We start from the raw sequence: 17,799 nt of genomic DNA on the forward strand, positions 1-17,799 counted from the left end.
ACGATCACCCGTTGACGGTGACGGGCTCGGTGCGCGGCAGCGGCACGCCCGCCAGCACGATCTGCGCGGAGGTGAGCCGTGCCCCCATCGGGTTCGGCTCGCGGAGCCGGATCAGCCGGTCGAACGCGACCCGCTTGACGCGGGCCAGCTTCCGCTTGGCCGCGGTCCGCTCGTAGGAGACCATCCGCGAGGTCTCCACCTTCGGCGCCCCGGTGAGCTCGTACCCGTACGTCTCCAGCCGGTCCCCGAGCACGCTCTCGCACAGCGAGACCTCGCCGGGGTCGAGCCGGTCGCGCCAGGAGCCGGTCCGCGCGGTGGTCACCTCGCCGAAGGTGCGCGCGTGCCAGGTCTTGCGCGCGGGTACGGCGATGTCGGCCACCGCGCCCGGATCGCACATGGCGGGGTCGAAGTCCTCGCCGAGGAACTCGCACAGCCTGCGCAGGTGGGCCTCGGGCTCCGTGGTCAGGTCCTCGTAGCGCAGCTCGTGGTAGCTGCCCTCGGGTAGCTTCGGCGCGCCGTGCCGGGCGAAGTCGATCGCCTCGGCCCAGGCGGACACCGCGCTGTAGACGCTCCCGTTGTACCAGGGCATCTCCTTCAGCGACGCCACGCAGTCGCGGCCGTCCCTGATCAGGTGCACGAACTGGGCGTCGGGGAACAGCCGCAGCAGCACGTCGGTGTACTGGAAGTACGAGGGCCGCTTGTCACCCCAGCGCGGCTTGCCGTGCCTGGCCGCGTACGCTCGCAGCACGATGCCCAGCGCGGAGCCGAGCGTCGGCGGCCCGTCGACGATCTGCTCCAGCACCTCGTCGCGGTTCAGGTCCAGCTCGTGGAAGCGCGACTGGCGCCGGTCGACCACCCACTCGCCCAGCTCGCGCCGGTGTCCGGCGTCGTTGAGGTCGCCGAACTGGAGCCGCCGCTGGTAGGTGGAGACCATGAACCGGGTCTCCGGCGGGATGGCGACGCGCGGGTGGGCGTGCAGCATCAGCTGCAGCATCGTCGTCCCCGAGCGGGGACAGCCCAGGACGAAGATCGGGCGATCGGGCTTCATGTCAGACCTTCGCAAGCTCGCCGAGTTGCCGGCTGGTGAGCCTCGCGGCCACCGGGCTCGGCTCGCGGAACCGGTTGAGGCGGTCGCGGATCTCCTTGCGCCTGCGCGCCCAGCGCCGCTTGGACGCCGCCTTCTCGCACGCCTGGACGTGGGCCTTGCTCGCCTTGGGCGCGCCGCTCAGCTCGTAGCCGTTCGCGACGAGCCGGTCGGCCAGCACGGTCTCGCACACCGAGATCTCCCAGGGCTCCAGCCTGGCCTTCCACGAGCCCGCCCGCGCGGTCGTGACGTCGCCGTGGGTGTTGCTGTGCCAGACCTTGTGCTGCGGGATCGCCACCCTGGCGACGTGGTACGGCTCGGTCATCGCCGGGTCGTAGTCCTCGCCGAGGAACTCGCAGAGCTTGCTCAGCTCGGTCTCCGGGTAGGCCGTCAGGTCCTCGTAGCGCAGCTCGTAGTAGCTGTCGGCGGGGAGCCGCTTCGCGTGCCGGCGGCCGTAGTCGATCGCCTCGCTCCAGTTGACCGCCGCGTGGAAGACGTCCTTGGTGTACCAGGGCATCTCCTTCAGCGACGCCACGCAGTCGCGGCCGTCCCTGATCAGGTGCACGAACTGGGCGTCGGGGAACAGCCGCGTCAGCAGGTCCACGTGGTGGTAGTAGCTGGGCCGCTTGTCGCCCCAGCGGCTCTTGCCGTACTGCTCGGCGTACGAGCGGAAGGTGATGCCCATCGCCGACCCCAGCGTGGGCGGCCCCGCGACGATGTCGTCGATCAGCCTGTCCCCGTCGAGCTTGAGCTCCTTGAACTTGGTGTCCTTGTCGCTCACGATCCACCGGCCGACCCTGCGCCGGTTGCGTTCCTCGCGCAGGTCCCCGAAGGAGAACCTGCGGTAGTAGCCGGGCACCACGAACCGTGTCTCCGGAGGCACCGCGATGCGCGGGTGCGAGTGCAGCATCAGCTGCAACATCGTGGTGCCGGAACGCGGACAACCGATCACGAAGATCGGACGGTCGGACTGCATGACAACGAACCCCCGTAAAGCTTGGTCAAACAGATACGCGTGGCGCCTTCTGCACGAGCGGCATGACGGGCACCACCCGGGCGAAGAGCCACATTCGATAGATCAGGACGACCTCGTTCAGCAGAAGCAGCACGCCCGCCGCGACCGAGAGGGGCACCAGGGCGACCGGCCCGATCAGCGGGGCGACCACGAACACCGCGGCGTGGAACTCGATGCCGCTGATCAGGTGGGTCCGCACCCGGTGGCGGGCCAGCAGGCGGGTGAACCTGCGAGGCAGCTTCGGGCGCCTGCCCCCCCGGCCTCCCGGCCGCCCGGCCCGGTTCCCTGCCCGCTCCCCGTTCCGGCCCTCGTCCGGGTTCTCGTCCCGGTCCTCGAACCCGGCGACCCGCATCGGCTCGCGGGGCGGCGTGACGACCTCGACGGGCCTGACGTGCCCCGCGCCCCCCGCCCCATGTCCCGTCTGTCCCGTCGCGTGTGCTGTGTGTGCTGCGTGTCCCGCGTGTCCCGCGTGGACGGTGTGCACGGCGGCCACCGGCGCCTCGCCGGGCCTGGGGTGTCCCACGGTCACCACGGAATCGACGGACTCGACGGGCGCGAGCCGGCCGGGCCGGTTCTCCTTGACCACCTCGCGCACGCGCTTCATCTGCGGCGCGTTCACGTAGCGGAACAGGTCGAGGACGGCCACCCCGGCGCCGAGCAGGATGAAGGAGACGTCCCCCGTCGCCACGTACTGCCCGGAGGCGAGGCCCGCGGCGCAGCAGACCACCCTGATGCGGTCGCCCACGTAGTCGAGCCAGAGCCCGAACGCGGTCCCCGTCCCCTTGAGCCGCGCGATCTTCCCGTCCATGCAGTCGACCATGAAGCTCACGTAGAACAGCAGGGCCCCCGCGGCCAGCCGTCCGGACGCGAAGCAGATCGCCGAGCACATACCGAGGATCAGGGAGAAGCGGGTGAGCCCGTTGGGGGTGATGGACGTGTGGTTGGCGACGAGCAGGGTGAGCCTGCACGCCACCGGGTCGACCAGGAAAACGGTCCACCAGGAGTCTTTTCGTTTCCGGGTCGCGTGAACGTCGTCCAACGAATAGGCCCTCATGCGTTCCAGCATGGCCACGCGGAGTCCCCTCCCATCTACGCTCTGTAACTACTAGAAGATCTCCATGCCACTTCTTGACCGACCCGCGCCACAGCGATCGGGGGCTTTGGGGACGCGAAAGGCCGAGGAGGGCCTCCCCGGCCTTTCGCCTCTCCGGCCTCTCACGACCTCGGCTTTTCGCCTCACAGGCCTTTCGCGGCCCCTGCCTCTCGCGGCTCCGGTCTTTCGCCTTCTCCGCCTTTCGCCTCCCCGGCCCCCGCCCTCGCGGGGCGGGCGGGTTACCGGAAGATCCGGTCCACGGCCCTGGCCGACGCGCCGCCGTCCTCCAGCGGGCAGAACCTGGCGGTGAAGGCGTCGTACAGCTTCCGGTACTTGGCGTGCACCTCGTCGGCGTCGCGTACGGCCGCCACGACCTCCTCGGTCGTGCGCAGCAGCGGCCCGGGGGCCTCGGCCTCGAAGTCGAAGTAGAAGCCGCGCACCTCGTCGCGGTAGCGCTCCAGGTCGTAGGTGTAGAACAGCATCGGCTTGCCGGTCACCGCGAAGTCGAACATCGCCGACGAGTAGTCCGTGATCAGCATGTCCGCCACCAGATAAAGCTCCTGGATATCCGGATATGTCGAGACATCGAGGATGAAGTCCGTGCCGATCCTGGGCAGCCTGTCCGTGACGCTCGGATGCTTGCGGATGAGGAGCACGTGGTCCCCGCCCAGCTCCTCGTCCATGTGCCGGAGGTCCAGCCGCAGGTCGAGCCGGTAGCGCCCCTTGCTGTAGAACTTGTCGTCGCGCCAGGTCGGGGCGTACAGCACGACCTTTTTTCCCTCGGGCAGGCCGAGCCGTTCCCGGATCTCCCGGGTGCGCGTGGCGGCTCCGGCGCGGCGCAACAGGTCGTCGCGGGGGGAGCCGATCTCCAGGACCTCGCCGTCGAACCGCAGGGCGCCGTCCAGGACCGAGGTGCACCAGGGACTAGGCGAGATCAGGTGGCTCCACCTGGCGACGGCCCTGGCCAGCCGCTCGTGGTGGTCGGACCTGGCCGGCGGCGCCTTCTCGACGTCGAAGCCGACGCGCTTCAGCGGGGTGCCGCGCCAGGTCTGCAGCACCGTCTGGCCCTCCCTGCGCTCGAACCAGGAGGGCAGGTGGCTGTTGGTAACGATGTACTGGCAGCGGGCCAGGGCGTCGAAGAACTCCCGCCCGTACCGCCTGACCGCCGTCACCCCCTCGGGCAGCTCCACCTGCCCGTCCCGCACGACCCACATGAACTCCAGGCCGGAGCCCCGCCGCACGAGCTCCTCGTAGATCGCCCTCGGGCTGTCGGAGAACTGCCTGCCGCCGTAGCTGTCGAAGAGGACGGCGGGCCGCAGCGGCTCCTGGCACCTCGCGGGGTAGAAGTCCTCGCGCAGCAGCCGCTGCTGCTTCGGCCTGCCCGAGGCGCGCAGGTCGTCGCTCACGGTGAAGACGGCCTCGTCCATCAGGTCGGTGTCGAAGGTGTACGTACGGGTGGCGGAGACGTGCTCCAGCGGCGCGGACAGCCGGAACTCCATGCGCATGTCACCGGTGCCGGTTCCGGTACGGATCGCGAAGCCGTGCGTGCCCGCCGGCAGCGGCAGCCGCCCGCCGAGCGTGTCGCTCCCCTCGGGCGTCACCGTGGCGCCGCCGTCGACGAGCGGGAAGAGCCGTTCGCTGAGCCGGTTGCGCGAGGTGACGACCAGCCACGCCGGGCCGTCGATCGGGCGCATCGGGGCCCCGGTCACCCTGAGGTGGCCCTCGTCGGTCCACTCCACCCGCTCGACGTAGAACGTCGGCCGCTGCTCGCGCAGCACGAGCCCGCCCGCCTGCGACCGGTCCAGCACCACGTCCCGGCCGCGGAGCCGGTAGAGGCCGCGCTCCACGTCACGGCCGACGAGCAGCGGCCGGGCGTGCTGCCGCTCGGGACGCCCCGGTTCCTCCGAGGTTCCCGGGTGCTCGGAGCGCTCCGGGTCTTCCTGGTCCTTCGAGGGTTCCGGGTGCTCGGAGCGCTCCGGGCCCTTCCGGTTCTTCGAGGGTTCCGGGTGCTCGGGGCCTCCCGGTACGACCTCGAAGTGCCATTCGGCGCCGGGGTTGAGCGCGCTCATCTCCAGTCCCGCCGGGTCGAGGCCCGGCCAGCGCTCGGACAGCACCTCGTCGAGGCCGATCACCGCCTCGAAGGCGCCGTCCGTCACGGTCATCGGGTAGCGCCGGTCGCGCCCGCCCTGCGGCCTGACCAGCCGCAGCTCCGGGGCGGCACCGAGGTCGTCGTCGCACCGGCCGCTGATCCGCAGCCTGCCCTCGGCCACCCGGTGGCCGGTGACCCGCCCGCCCGGCCGCTCCACCCGGAGCCTGAACTCCTCGGCGGGCGTCCACTCCGTCCACGCCACGGTCCCCGGCTCGCGCTCGGTGAACTCCAGCCGCCGCGCGGCCGGGCTCGGCTGGGACAGCCTGCCCCTGCGCACGAGGCCCCGGGACAGCACGCACAGGTCGATCCGCCAGGACGAGCCCGCGGGAAGCGCGGCCGGGTCGACGGAGAGCCGGAACCCGCACCAGTCCTTGCGCCTGCGCGGGCCGGTGTCGACCAGCGACAGGCCGCGCCGGATCGTGACCGGGAGCCGGACCCTGCGGCTGTGTCTCCCGTGGCTCCCGTGGCTCCCGGGCCCCTCGGGGACCAGCCAGGCGAGGACGTGCTGCTGGATCCGCCTGCGGGGACGCAGGTAGCGCAGCGACACCCGGCCCTCGACGACCAGCCTGTCGTCCTTCCACTCCAGGCTGTCCACCCGCTGCCGCAGGTCCAGCTCCTCGCGCATCCGGGTGGTCGCCCGCTCGACCTGCACCGGGCTGTTGAGGTGGTACCCGCGCAGGCCGCCGCCGACGACACGGGCGGTCGGCTTCACCGTCCTGTCCCACTCCAGCAGCTGGAGGAGGTCGTCGATCCGGCGTTCCCGTACGAGAGCCCACTTCGCCCGGCGCTGCGCGGGGATGAGCGAGAGGACCTTCGGCCCGGCCTGGTCGAGGTAGGCGCAGGCCAGGTCGAGGAAACGGTTCCTGAAGTCCTCCCCCGCCTGGTCGAGCACCTGCAGGAAGTTCGGCAGGTCGCTGTCGAGGACCATCCGGTCCCACGCCCTCAGGTGCTGGGCCCGCCCGGTGCCGGCGAGGAAGCTCCGCACCGAGTTGACGGCGGCGAACCGGTCCTCGATCCCCTTGACGTGCCCCCGGTTCTGCGTGATCGAGACGCTCTCCCCCTCCCGCTCCCGCCACAGGTAGACCGGGGTGGAGAGCACGTCCACCGCCCCGGCCATGAAGTGGGCGGGCAGGGAGACGGCGATGTCCTCCCACAGCACCCCCTCGGGAAAGCTCAGCCCCTGCTCGTCCCAGAAGGAACGGCGCCACAGCTTGTTCGTGACCAGCCGGTCCTTGAGGAGGATCTCGTCACCGGTCACGTGGGTCCGCCTGGCGGAGTTGGCGAAGATCACCTTGTGCATCGCCGACTGGCGCACCCCCTGCCCGCTGAAGCGCAGGACGTTGCCCGTGACGAGATCGGACCCGCTCTCCCTCAGGCTGCACACCATCGTCTCGACGGCCGTCAGCGGGAGCATGTCGTCGCTGTCCAGGAAGGCGAGGAAATCACCGGTGGCGTGCCTTATCCCGGTGTTGCGCGCGGTGCCGAGGCCCCCGTTCTCCTGCCGGATCAACCGGAACCGGCCGTCACGCCCGGCGAAGGCCCCGGCTATCTCCGCGCTGGAGTCGGGAGAACCGTCGTCCACCATGACGACCTCGATGTCACTCCAGGTCTGCGCGACCAACGACTCCAGACACGCCTCAAGGTACGGTTCCACGTCGTAGATGGGCACGATGATGCTCACTGGGGCCACGATCGGTCCTCCGGTAGTCGAAAGCTCACAGTCCGGTCCATCGGCGTGAACGCCGGACACGGCACACAGGTGAAGATCCACTCGTTGTGGAAGACGTCACGGGCGCGCGGCGGGAGGCCCAGCGGTCGCCGGAGAACGGCGGAAGGGGCCCGTGTGCCCGTTGACACAACCTGGCGGCCATGAGCGCGACGTAGACGTCACGTCAGCAGCATGGCTTCGCCGACAGGCCGGGCGAACCGGAAACATGACCGCGATGGAGTGAGCTGACCGAGACTTGACCATCTCCCGCACATCTCCCGCGTACGCCCCGTCCGTCTTCGGGCGTCCTCAGGCCCGTGACGCGGCAACGCCTTCCCCAAGCCCAGGTCAAGGCTGGGAATGCACACGTCCTAGTAAGACGTGATGACCCTTCGGTCCCCCCTGGCCGTCCGACACGATCGTGTGACCGAGACGGGCGAGATCACGGAAAACGGCATTCACGGGGGGAAGCGCATGGATTCAACAGTGGTCGTGGGAGCGGGGCCCGCCGGGCTCACCGCGGCCTACGAGCTGGCCAGGCGCGGACATCCGTGCGAGGTCTTCGAGGCCGACCGCGTGGTCGGCGGGATCAGCCGGACGGAGGAACGCGACGGCTGGCGCTTCGACATCGGCGGGCACCGCTTCTTCACGAAGGTGTCGCGGGTGGAGGATTTCTGGAACGAGATCCTCGGCGAGGACGACTTCCTGCTCCGCCCGAGAATGAGCCGCATCCACTACAAGGGCCGTTTCTACGACTACCCGCTCAGGGCGTCCAACGCGCTGCGCAACCTCGGCGTCCTCGAATCCCTGCGGTGCGTCGGCTCGTACGCCTGGGCCAGGGTCAGGCCGCCCGCCGACCTGTCCACCTTCGAGGGCTGGGTCGCGGCCAGGTTCGGCCGGCGGCTCTACGGGATCTTCTTCAAGACCTACACGGAGAAGGTGTGGGGCGTTCCGGCCGCGAGCATCCAGGCCGACTGGGCCGCGCAGCGGATCAAAAACCTCTCCCTGGGCAGGGCCATCGCCGACGCGCTGACGCCCGGCGGGAACCGGAAGGAGATCACGAGCCTCATCGAGGAGTTCCGCTACCCCAAGCTGGGGCCGGGCATGATGTGGGAGGCCTGCGCCGACCGGGTCCGCGAGCGGGGTTCCACCGTGCACCTCGGCACCCGGGTCGAGCGCATCCGCCGCCACCACGGCCGCCTCGCCGTCACCGTCCGCTCGGAGGACGTCGGCACCGGCGGCGGTACCACCGCCGCCGTACGCCCGCGTGACACCGGCACCCTCGGCTCGTACGACAGCGACACCGTCCGCTCGGAGGGTGACACCGTTCGCGCGTACGACACCGGCACCGTTCACCCGGACGGCGGCGGGGGCGTCACCCGCGAGGTGTACTGCGGGAACCTCGTCTCCTCGATGCCGCTCACCGCCCTGATCCGCGCGTTCGGGCCCGACGTGCCCGACGCCGTCGCGGAGGCCGCCGCGGGGCTGAGGTACCGCGACTTCCTCACCGTCGCGCTGGTCGTCCCCGAGCGGTTCTCCTTCCCCGACAACTGGATCTACATCCACTCCCCCGAGGTCCGGCTCGGCCGGGTGCAGAACTACGGCTCCTGGTCGCCGTACCTCGTGCAGGCCGGGCGGACCTGTCTCGGCCTGGAGTACTTCGTCAACGAGGGCGACGACCTGTGGCGCGCCCCGGACGACGACCTCGTCGCGTTCGGCACCCGCGAGCTGGAGCACCTGGGCCTGGTGACCCCCGGCTCGGTCCAGCGGGGCTACGTGGTGCGGATGCCGAAGGCCTACCCGGTCTACGACGCCGGTTACGCCGGAAACGTCGAGGTGCTCAGGAAGTATCTCGACGTGGAGTGGCCGGAGATCCACCCGGTCGGCCGCAACGGCATGCACCGGTACAACAACCAGGACCACTCCATGCTCACCGCGATGCTGACCGTGGAGAACATCGTCGACGGGGCCCGGCACGACGTCTGGGAGGTCAACGTCGACGCGGAGTACCACGAGGAGCGCGCGGAACGGAAGCGGGCCGCGAGCGGCACCGGCCGTGACGCTCCCGTCCTCCTCTCGGACGCGCCCGCCTCCGCCTGAGGCCTCCCGCCCCGAAACCTCCGACCCGAGACCCGAGACCTCGACCCGAGACCCCGGCCTGAGACCTCCGACCCGAGACCCCGGCCTGGAGATCTCGACCCGGGATCCCGGTCTGAGGCCCGCCGACCTGGGGCTCCTGACCTGGGCCCCGACCAACGCCAGCGATCCCATGACGCCTTGCCTGGCTCGTGCCATCGGGCCCGAGCCACCGCGGGTCAAGGCTCTCCTCCCAGCCGCCTTGGAGTTGCGCACATGACAACACAGCCACACACGCTCCCGGACGTCAGCGTGATCGTCATCACCTTCGACGACGCGGCCCGGTTACCCCGGGCCGTGCGCTCCGTGCTCAGCCAGACGCTGAAGAACCTCGAAGTGATCATCGTGGACGACTGCTCCGGCGACGACACCCCCTCGGTGGCCAAGGCGCTCACCGAGGAGGACGGCCGGGTCCGCTACGTACGGCTGCCCGCCAACAGCGGCGGCTGCGGCGCGCCGCGCAACGCGGGCATGGACGCCGCGCGCGCGCCGTTCCTGATGTTCCTCGACAGCGACGACGAGCTGCCCAGGCACGCCTGCAAGAGCCTCCTGCTGGAGGCGGAGGCGACCGGCGCCGACTTCGTCATGGGCACCGTGGAGCGCGTCGATGAGGCGACCGGCGCCGTCACCCTCTGGTACCCCCAGCTGTTCGCGGAACGGCGGGTCGTGGACGGCATCCGCGCGGAGCCCGAGCTGCTCTTCAACTGCCTGGCCACCAACAAGCTGTACCGGCGTACCTTCCTCGACGTCACCGGCATCCGCTTCCCCGAGGACATCCACCACGAGGACATCGTCTGGTCGACGGAGCTGTTCTGCCGCAGCAAGCTGTTCGCGATCGTGCCGTGGCCGGTCTACCGCTGGCTGCTCGCCGCCACCCCCGCCACCAGGTCGATCTCGTCCCGGCGGCACGAGCTGGAGAACGTGCGCCAGCGCGTCACCGCCGCCGTCCTGAGCGACCGCGTCCTGGCGGGCACCCACTCCCTCGACCTGAAGGAGGACAAGGACTTCCGCTTCCTCTCCCACGACCTGCGTCTCTATCTGGGGGACCTGCCCCAGCGCGACCCGGCGTGGATCTCCGAGTTCGCCGACATCGTCATCCCGTACGTGGACACGCTCGACCCCGCCGCGATCGAGCGGCTGACCCGGGCGGAACGGGTGTGCGTCCAGCTCGTCCGCGAGCGGCGCGGGGCGGAGGCGGCGCTCGCCGCCGTCGAGCTGGGCGGCAGGCACTCGATACCGCCCCGGGCGGTCACCGCGGACGGCGGGCGGGTGTTCTGGGGGACGACGCTCCCTCAGGACGAGCAGGCCAGGAGCGAGCTGGACGTCACCGAGCTGCGCCTGGCGGAGCAGCCGCTGTCGGGCGCGCTGCTCCGGCACGAGCTCGTCGACCTGCAGGCGTCGAGGGACGAGATCCGGCTGAGCCTGCGGACCTACGACCCGGGCCGGGTGCTCGACGGCCGCACGCTGACCGCGTGGCTCCGCGTCGGCGGCAGGAAGAGGGCGATCGCCTCGATCCCCGTCCAGATGACACCCATCGTGATCGAGCCGCCGGGAGGGCGGGAGAGACAGGCCCCGAGAGGGCTCGAAGGGCAGTGGGACCCGGAGGAACCGGAGCTGACGAGGATCCCGCGCATGACGGGGGCTCCCCCCGAGGGGACGGGCATCCTGGAGGGGACGGTGTCGATCTCCCTGCCCGACCTGGACTGGCCGGACAACGCCGTCAGGCCGCAGGCGGTCATGATCTCCCTCCACGAGGGCGAGCGCCGCAACCTCAGGCCCCTCCTCGCGGGCCCGGGGCTGTCGTTCACCTCCCTGGGCGCCGTGGGTCCGGCGGGCTCGGGCCGCCTGGTCCTGGAGGCGTCGGCCGACATCCCGTACCGCCTCACGGCGCGCAGGCTCGGCCCCGCGGCCAGGCGGCGGTTCCCGAACGTGGCGGAGCTCTGGCGGACCCTGCTGGCCGACCTCGCCACCCCCCGCAACCTGGGCCGCTTCCACCGGCTGGTCAGCGCGACGGTGCCGGTGAACCGCCGCCTGGTGCTGTTCGAGTCGGCCGAGGGCACCGGCTACACCGGCAACCCGCGCTACGTCCACGAGGAACTGCAGCGGCGCGCCACCGGCCTGCGGGCGGTCTGGTCCCACGCGGACGTCCCCGAACGCTTCCCCGAGGACGTCGACCTCGTCCGGCGCGACACCTTCCGCTACGCCTGGACCCTGGCGCGCGCCGGGCACTGGGTGGACAGCCACAACCTGCCCTACTGCTACCGCAAGCGCGCGGGAACCCGCTACCTGCAGACCTGGCACGGGCAGGTGCTCAAGAAGATGGGGCTGGACGAGCCCCGGCACCGGGCGCAACCGGCCCTGGCCAAGAAGTACGCCGAGGCGGTGTCGCGCTGGGACGCGCTGCTCACACCGGGCCCCGACTTCCGCCGCGACTTCGCGGAGGCCAGCGGGTTCAAGGGAGAGCTGCTGCACGCCGGGTACCCGCGTACCGACGTGCTGGTGCGGCACATGGAACCGGCGCAGCGCGAGCGGGCGCGGCGGGTGCGGGAGTTCTTCGAGATCCCCGCGGGAAAGCGCGTGATCCTCTACGCGCCCACCTACCGCGACAGCAGACGCTTCAGCGGCGACTCGATCCGGCTCGACCTGCCCGCCCTCGCGGGCGTACTGCCCCCGGACTGGGTGATCCTCGTCCGCGCCCACCGGTACGACCGCTTCGCGGTGCCCGACCCGCTCGGCTGGCTCGTCCGGGACGCCTCGGCGTTCCCCGAGGTCAACGACCTGATGCTCGCCTCGGACGTGCTGGTGACGGACTACTCCTCGATCATGTTCGACTACGCCTGCCTCGGCAGGCCGATCCTCTACTACGTCGACGACTACGAGCGCTACGCCTCCGCCCAGCGGGGAGTCTGCTTCGACCTCGCCGAGGTCGCCCCCGGGCCGCTGCTGCGCGACCCCGGCGAGCTGGCCGGGGCACTGGACCGGCTCACCGAGATCACCGAGCGGTACGGGCGGCGCTACGCCGAGTTCCGCGACCGCTGGTGCGGCCTCGACGACGGTCAGGCGAGCGCCAGGGTCGTGGACGCGTTCTTCCCGGAGGTCATGTGACGCGACCGGCTCCCCCCGGCGGTCACGCGGCAAGACCGCTCCTTCCCGAAAGCCACACGGTGGAATCGCTTCATCCCGGAGGTCACGCGGTGAGATCGCGCAACGTCTTCTTCCTCAGCACCGACGGCGACTCGATGGGCGGGTCCCAGCGGGTCATCCACACCCTCGCCCAGGGCCTCGGCTCGCGCGGGCACAACGTGACCCTGATCAGCATCAACCCCTCCCGGCAGCCGCAGACCTACGTCGCCGACCCCGTCTACCGGCACACCACGCTGTACGACACGCCCGCCCCCGAGCCCACCGCCCGCTCGCTGCCGTGGCGCAGGGCCAGGCAGCGCAGGACCCCGGAGGAGGTCGCCGCGGCCCGTCAGAAGCTGCTGCGGCTGACGGACCGGACCCGCGACGGCTACCTGGTCATCGCCTCGCCCTGGGCCGCCCACTGGATCGCCGACCTGCCCATGCCGCACATCGCCAAGGTCGGCCAGTACCACCAGTCGTACGCCGAGGCCGTGGACTCCCCGAACCTCAGGCTGATCAAGAAGCACTACGCGCACCTCGACAAGGCGCTGTTCCTCTGCGACGACTACGCCGCGTCCTTCACCGAGCACCGGCTCGCCAACTGCGGGACCATGCTGAACCCGGTCAGCGTCTTCCCGGAGAAGGCGGCCACGCTGCGCGATCCGCGGATCGTCTCGGCGGGGCGGCTGGTCAGGGTGAAGCGGATCGACCTGCTGATCGACGCCTTCGCCGCCGCGGCCCCGGCCGTCGCCGAGCCGTGGGAGCTGCACATCATCGGCGACGGGCCGCTCCGGGCGGTCCTGGAGGCGCAGGCCGCGCGGACCGGGCTCGGCGACCGGATCGTCTTCCGCGGGCAGGTCGAGAACATCGAGGCCGAGTACCTGGACGCCTCCATCGTCACCCTGAGCAGCGACTTCGAGGGGTGGGGGCTGGTCCTCGCCGAGGGCGCGGCCTGCGGGCTGCCCGCCGTGGCCTGCGACGCCTCGGCGGGGGTGCGGACCCTGGTCGAGGACGGGGACAACGGCATGCTGGCCGAGCCGGGCAACACCGGGAGCTTCGCCGCCGCGCTGGAGCGCCTCATGTCCGACGCCGAGCTGCGCCGGAGGATGGGGACGAGGGGCAGGGAACGGATGAGGGAGTACCGGCTGCCCCGCGTCCTGGACCGGTGGGAGGCCCTGTTCGACGAGCTCGACCGCTGACGGCCGGGCACGCGCGGCACCGGTCCGGTCGACCCCGGCCTGGCCGGAGGGTCGGCGGGGCGGTAGGTCGGCGGGTTCCGGGCAGAACGGCGGGACCGACGGAGGCTCCCCGGGACACCCCGGGGATCCTCGGTCCGCCGCCGGCTCTCACCTCCGGTCGACCTCGGAACGGCTCTGGAGCCCCGTTCATCGACGAGTTCGCAGGGCCCTCGCCTCCCGTAGGAGCAACGGGACGAACAGGACCCCGACGAAGATCGGCGCCACCATGAAACGGAAGTCAGGCGCGGTGTTGGTGAGGATCACCCCGACCTGCTGCCCCGCGACCACCGCCGCCCCGGCGAGCGCCGCCCTGCTCCCCGTACGCCACCACACGAGCGCGGCGGTGGCGTAGACGAGGTAGCACCAGAAGGGCGCCCGCCAGAGCAGCCATTCGAGCTGCCTGACCGTGCTCGCGTCCAGCGCGAACACCCCGGCGGCCAGCAGCCCGCCGGAGATCGGCCGCTGCCGCATCACCGAGGCCGCCGGGGTGCCCCGCCAGCCCTCGGGGAGCCGGGGATCCTTCAGCGAGAAGCGGTAGAGCTCACCGCCGGGTTCGTCCGAGGTCGAGCCGACCTGCCAGGCGAGCGCGGCGCGGCAGATCCGGGTGCCCAGCATCATGCCGGGGGCGCGGACCAGCAGCCCCCGCCAGAGCTCCAGGACGTCGGAGATCCGCTCCTCGGCCCGCGCGTGGCCGAACCCGGGGTCGAAGAAGACGCCCGCCATGGTCTGGCAGGTCGCCCCCCGCCGCCAGGCGTCGAGCGGGGCGATCCCCGCCAGGAGCGCCCGCTGCTCGCGGTCGAAGAGCCGGGGCCTCTGCCCGTACGCCACGGCGAGGTCGCCGAACACCGTCTGGTAGGCGAACGACCGGGACGGCGGCGCGATGCCCATCGCCGGGTAACCGGCGCCCAGCAGGAGCGGGGGCACCGCCACCGCCCCGGCCGCCACCGCCACGACCCACCGGCGGGCCCCCGGGTGGCCGGACAGGAACGCGACCAGCAGTACGGCGGCGATCGACGCCACGAGAAAGCCGTTGTTGCGGAAGAGCCCCAGCCCGAGCAGCTCCACCCCGAACGCGGCGAAACGCGGATCCCACCCCGACCCGCCGCCTCCGGCCCCGCCACGCCCCCGGAACGCGTCCCGCGCACCGGACCGGGCACCGGACCGGGCACCAGGCCGGGTCGCGAGCCGTACGGCGGTGCCCGCGGCCAGGACCGCGCACACGGTGAACGGCACGTCCTTCCACATCGACACCGTGAAGGCGCCGAGCGGCGGTGACAGCGCCGCGCACCCCACCGCCACGAGCAGCGGGCGCCCCCGTACCCCCAGCCGCCGGATCGCGCCCGCGAGGTGGGTGAGCGCGGCGGCCATCGCCGCCGTCTGCAGGAGGGTGACCGGGGACAGGTCGCCGGTCACCCTCAGGGAGAGCCCGAGCAGGGCGTCGTAGGCGACCGACTGCCCGGCCACCCACGGGCCCGTCGTGACGTGCGCGACGTAGGTGACGGAGTCGGGACTCATCAGCCCGGGATGGAAGGCGAGCCACCAGCCGAGCAGCGCGAGCTGGGCGGTCGCGTAACAGGCGAGGGTGAACCACCGGTCACGGGCCGGCGCCCCACCGGTCTCCCCCCGCTCCTCCTTGACCGGTTTCGGGCTCACCGTACTGATCATCATGGTTTTCCCAGCGTGCTCCGGCAGGGGGCCGATGCCATCATCGGGCATGCAAGGGAGCGGCCCGGCCCGCTACACGCACCCATGACCTGGGAAAACGTCAAGCTTGTACGGAGCCAGGCACCACGCGCGGCGCCGCGGCCCGATCACGGGAGGAGCGCGCCTTTCACAGAGCATCGTGACACTTCAGCCCCGGGAGGCATCAGGCATCTCGATAGGATGCTCACTCGACCGACGTCGATTTGACCCGGAGCTCCCCTCATGAAGCCTCCTGTCCGAATGCTGCTGGCCGCATCCTGCGCGCTGGCCATGATCGCCACACCGACCACCGCGTGGAGCGCGGACCAGCCCAGAACGACGGCCACGACGGCGGGCAAGGCCAAGCCCGCCCCGAAGGCCAAGCCCACCCCGAAGCCCGTGCCCGTGGACTGCGCGAAGGTGAAGTGCATCGCGCTCACCTTCGACGACGGCCCCGGCAAGTACGCGGACAAGCTGCTCGACACCTTCAAGAAGTACAAGTCCAAGGCGACGTTCTTCCTTGAGGGCCAGTACGTGAAGTCCCGCCCCGCTTTCGCCAAGCGGATGGTCACCGAGGGCCACGACATCGGTAACCACAGCTACGGCCACCCGCACCTGCGGGAGCTGTCGGAGGACCAGATCCGCGAGGAGCTGACCAAGACACAGGACATCGTCAAGAAGTCCACCGGGAAGTACCCGACGACGATTCGCCCGCCCTACGGCGAGTTCGACGGGCGGGTCGCGGCGATCGCCGCCCAGATGGGCATGCCGATCGTCCTGTGGAACGGCGGTTCGCGGGACTGGGCGACCAAGAACGAGAAGGCCATCTACGACGAGGTGCTCAAGAACGCCAAGCGTGACGGGGTCATCCTCATGCACGACTGGGTGGCACAGACCGTCACGGTGATGCCGAAGCTGCTGGCCGCCCTGCAGAAGCAGGGATACCACATGGTGGCGGTCTCCTCGCTGCGCGGCGCCAAGGCCACCCAGGCCGGGGACGTCTACCCGGTCGGCTCCGAGAAGAACGAGGACCTGCCCTCCGAGTCGCCCACCGGCGACCCGGACGACTTCGCCCAGTCGCCCCCCGACGGTCTCTGAGCCGCCACCTCACCGTGAGGACGTGACCTCGCGGGAACCGGAGGACGGCCCCCGGGCCAGCCGCCTGCCCAGCCGCTGCATGGGAAGCTCCACGTAGCGGTGGGTGAGCAGGCTCAGGCCGAGCACCACCAGCACGAACGCCGCCGACAGTGAGAGCTGCACCACCTGCCCCGCGTCCCGTACGTCGCCGACAACGGCGTGCGTGAGCCGCAGCAGCGGGTGGTGCAGCAGGTAGACCGAGTAGCTGACCAGGCCCAGCCAGACGAGGAACCGGGGCAGCCGGCGCTCGCGCAGGGCCATCGCGACCGCGAACGTCACCCCGGCCAGCGCCATGGTCGCGAACCACGGCCCCGGCCGCACCCACCACCAGCCCGCCTGCTCCGACCAGACCGGGGCCAGGGCCACCAGCACGGTCGCCGCCGCCACCGGCCAGAGCCCGCCCGCGCCCTGCTCCCAGCGGCGGATCGCGGTCCCGGCGAACATCACCGCGAGGATCGCCGCCCCCAGCCACGGCACGAAACCCGAGAAGATCAGCAGCACCAGCGCCATCGCGCCGAGCACGTACGCGGCGACGTTCCGGAACCGGCCGCCGATCAGGCACGCCAGGCCCGCGAAGAACACCACCCCGGACACGTACGCGGGCCAGGGCCCCGTCAGCGGCGGCCCCGTCAGCAGCAGTCCCGCCACGACGGCGACGGCGCCGAAGCCCACCGCGTAGGTCCCGCTCGCGCGGTGCGCCCCGCCGACGAACAGCGCGGTGACGACGAGGTAGAAGACCATCTCGTACGAGAGGGTCCACATGGTGTCGGCCAGGCCGCCCAGGTGCACCACGTCCAGCAGCATCGTGGCGTGCGCGGACACCGACGACAGATCCCTGGGCACCTGCTCGCGGACGGGCATCCAGATCGCCATGACGAGGACGGCCGCCGCGACCAGCAGGTAGATCGGGTAGAGCCGGAACAGGCGGCTGATCCAGAAGGCCCTGACGTCTCCGCGCCTCTCCAGCGAGACCGGGATGATGTAGCCGCTGACCAGGAAGAACACCAGGACGCCGTACATCCCGAGGTTGAACCAGTAGGGCCTCAGGGCGGGCATGAACCAGGGCAGCAGGTGCTCCAGCAACACGGCGACCGCGCCGATGCCGCGCAACGCGTCGAGCCACGCCAGGCGGGCGCCGGAGGTCGGGGGGGAGTCTGCGCCGGTGGGGGTGGTGGAGGACACCCGCCCCAACTTACCGCCCGGCACCTCGCGAAACCGCGCCATCGGCGCCAACCGGCCCGCGCGGCTCCCTCCCCGGCCACGCCCCGGGAGCGCCATCCCCGCCCGAACGGCTCACCGCCCACGACCTCAGGAACGCCTCCCGCCCGAACGGCTCACCGCCCACGACCCCGGGAACGCCCACTCCCGCCCGAGCGGTTTGTCGCGCGGTTGACCTCCCGGTCGCGGCCTCGGGAGCACCCGCTCCCGGCCGA

10 protein-coding genes are annotated in these 17,799 nt (G+C 71.3%); 4 read left to right on the forward strand and 6 right to left on the reverse strand.

The genetic code is table 11. The features are described from left to right. Positions 1-4: 4 nt before the first annotated feature. From ACSC1Q_RS24990 to ACSC1Q_RS25005, 4 genes are all read right to left on the reverse strand, one after another. The gene (locus tag ACSC1Q_RS24990; protein ID WP_436761140.1) at positions 5-1,048 is read right to left on the reverse strand and encodes a sulfotransferase family protein; all 1,044 of its coding nucleotides are present in this window, start codon (positions 1,046-1,048) and stop codon (positions 5-7) included. 1 nt (position 1,049) lies between these two features. Further along, positions 1,050-2,060: a sulfotransferase family protein gene (locus ACSC1Q_RS24995; RefSeq protein ID WP_436761141.1), complete on the reverse strand. Its 1,011-nt coding sequence runs from the start codon at positions 2,058-2,060 to the stop codon at positions 1,050-1,052. Between the two features lie 25 nt (positions 2,061-2,085). Next, entirely contained in the window at positions 2,086-3,153 is a 1,068-nt protein-coding gene (locus tag ACSC1Q_RS25000; protein ID WP_436761142.1) for a CDP-alcohol phosphatidyltransferase family protein, read from the reverse strand. Positions 3,154-3,431: 278 nt separating this feature from the next. After that, a complete protein-coding gene (locus ACSC1Q_RS25005; protein WP_436761143.1) occupies positions 3,432-7,022 on the reverse strand; it encodes a bifunctional glycosyltransferase/CDP-glycerol:glycerophosphate glycerophosphotransferase in 3,591 nt (1,196 codons plus the stop codon). Between the two features lie 501 nt (positions 7,023-7,523). Between ACSC1Q_RS25005 and ACSC1Q_RS25010 the strand changes: the two genes are divergently transcribed. The 3 genes from ACSC1Q_RS25010 to ACSC1Q_RS25020 all read left to right on the forward strand — a co-directional run bounded on the left by ACSC1Q_RS25010 (position 7,524) and on the right by ACSC1Q_RS25020 (position 13,507). Further along, a complete protein-coding gene (locus ACSC1Q_RS25010; RefSeq protein ID WP_436761144.1) occupies positions 7,524-9,149 on the forward strand; it encodes an NAD(P)/FAD-dependent oxidoreductase in 1,626 nt (541 codons plus the stop codon). A gap of 252 nt (positions 9,150-9,401) precedes the next feature. After that, positions 9,402-12,290 (forward strand): CDP-glycerol:glycerophosphate glycerophosphotransferase, encoded by a 2,889-nt coding sequence (locus tag ACSC1Q_RS25015; RefSeq protein ID WP_436761145.1) that lies wholly within the window; start codon positions 9,402-9,404, stop codon positions 12,288-12,290. Between the two features lie 89 nt (positions 12,291-12,379). After that, positions 12,380-13,507 carry a glycosyltransferase gene (locus ACSC1Q_RS25020; RefSeq protein ID WP_436761146.1) on the forward strand — a complete coding sequence of 376 codons (1,128 nt, stop codon included), beginning with the start codon at positions 12,380-12,382 and terminating at the stop codon, positions 13,505-13,507. Positions 13,508-13,693: 186 nt separating this feature from the next. On the opposite strand, the gene ACSC1Q_RS25025 is transcribed toward ACSC1Q_RS25020, so the two are convergent. After that, entirely contained in the window at positions 13,694-15,199 is a 1,506-nt protein-coding gene (locus tag ACSC1Q_RS25025) for a hypothetical protein (RefSeq protein ID WP_436761147.1), read from the reverse strand. 273 nt (positions 15,200-15,472) lie between these two features. Here ACSC1Q_RS25025 and ACSC1Q_RS25030 point away from each other — a divergent pair, with 273 nt between their 5' ends. Then, positions 15,473-16,327: a polysaccharide deacetylase family protein gene (locus ACSC1Q_RS25030; RefSeq protein WP_436761148.1), complete on the forward strand. Its 855-nt coding sequence runs from the start codon at positions 15,473-15,475 to the stop codon at positions 16,325-16,327. A 9-nt stretch (positions 16,328-16,336) separates the two neighbouring features. On the opposite strand, the gene ACSC1Q_RS25035 is transcribed toward ACSC1Q_RS25030, so the two are convergent. Beyond that, complete coding sequence (locus ACSC1Q_RS25035) at positions 16,337-17,548, reverse strand: acyltransferase family protein (RefSeq protein ID WP_436761149.1); 1,212 nt, start codon at positions 17,546-17,548, stop codon at positions 16,337-16,339. Between the last annotated feature and the right edge of the window lie 251 nt (positions 17,549-17,799).

Origin of the sequence: Streptosporangium heterodermiicola, assembly GCF_051390675.1 — a bacterium.
Taxonomy (GTDB): domain Bacteria; phylum Actinomycetota; class Actinomycetes; order Streptosporangiales; family Streptosporangiaceae; genus Streptosporangium.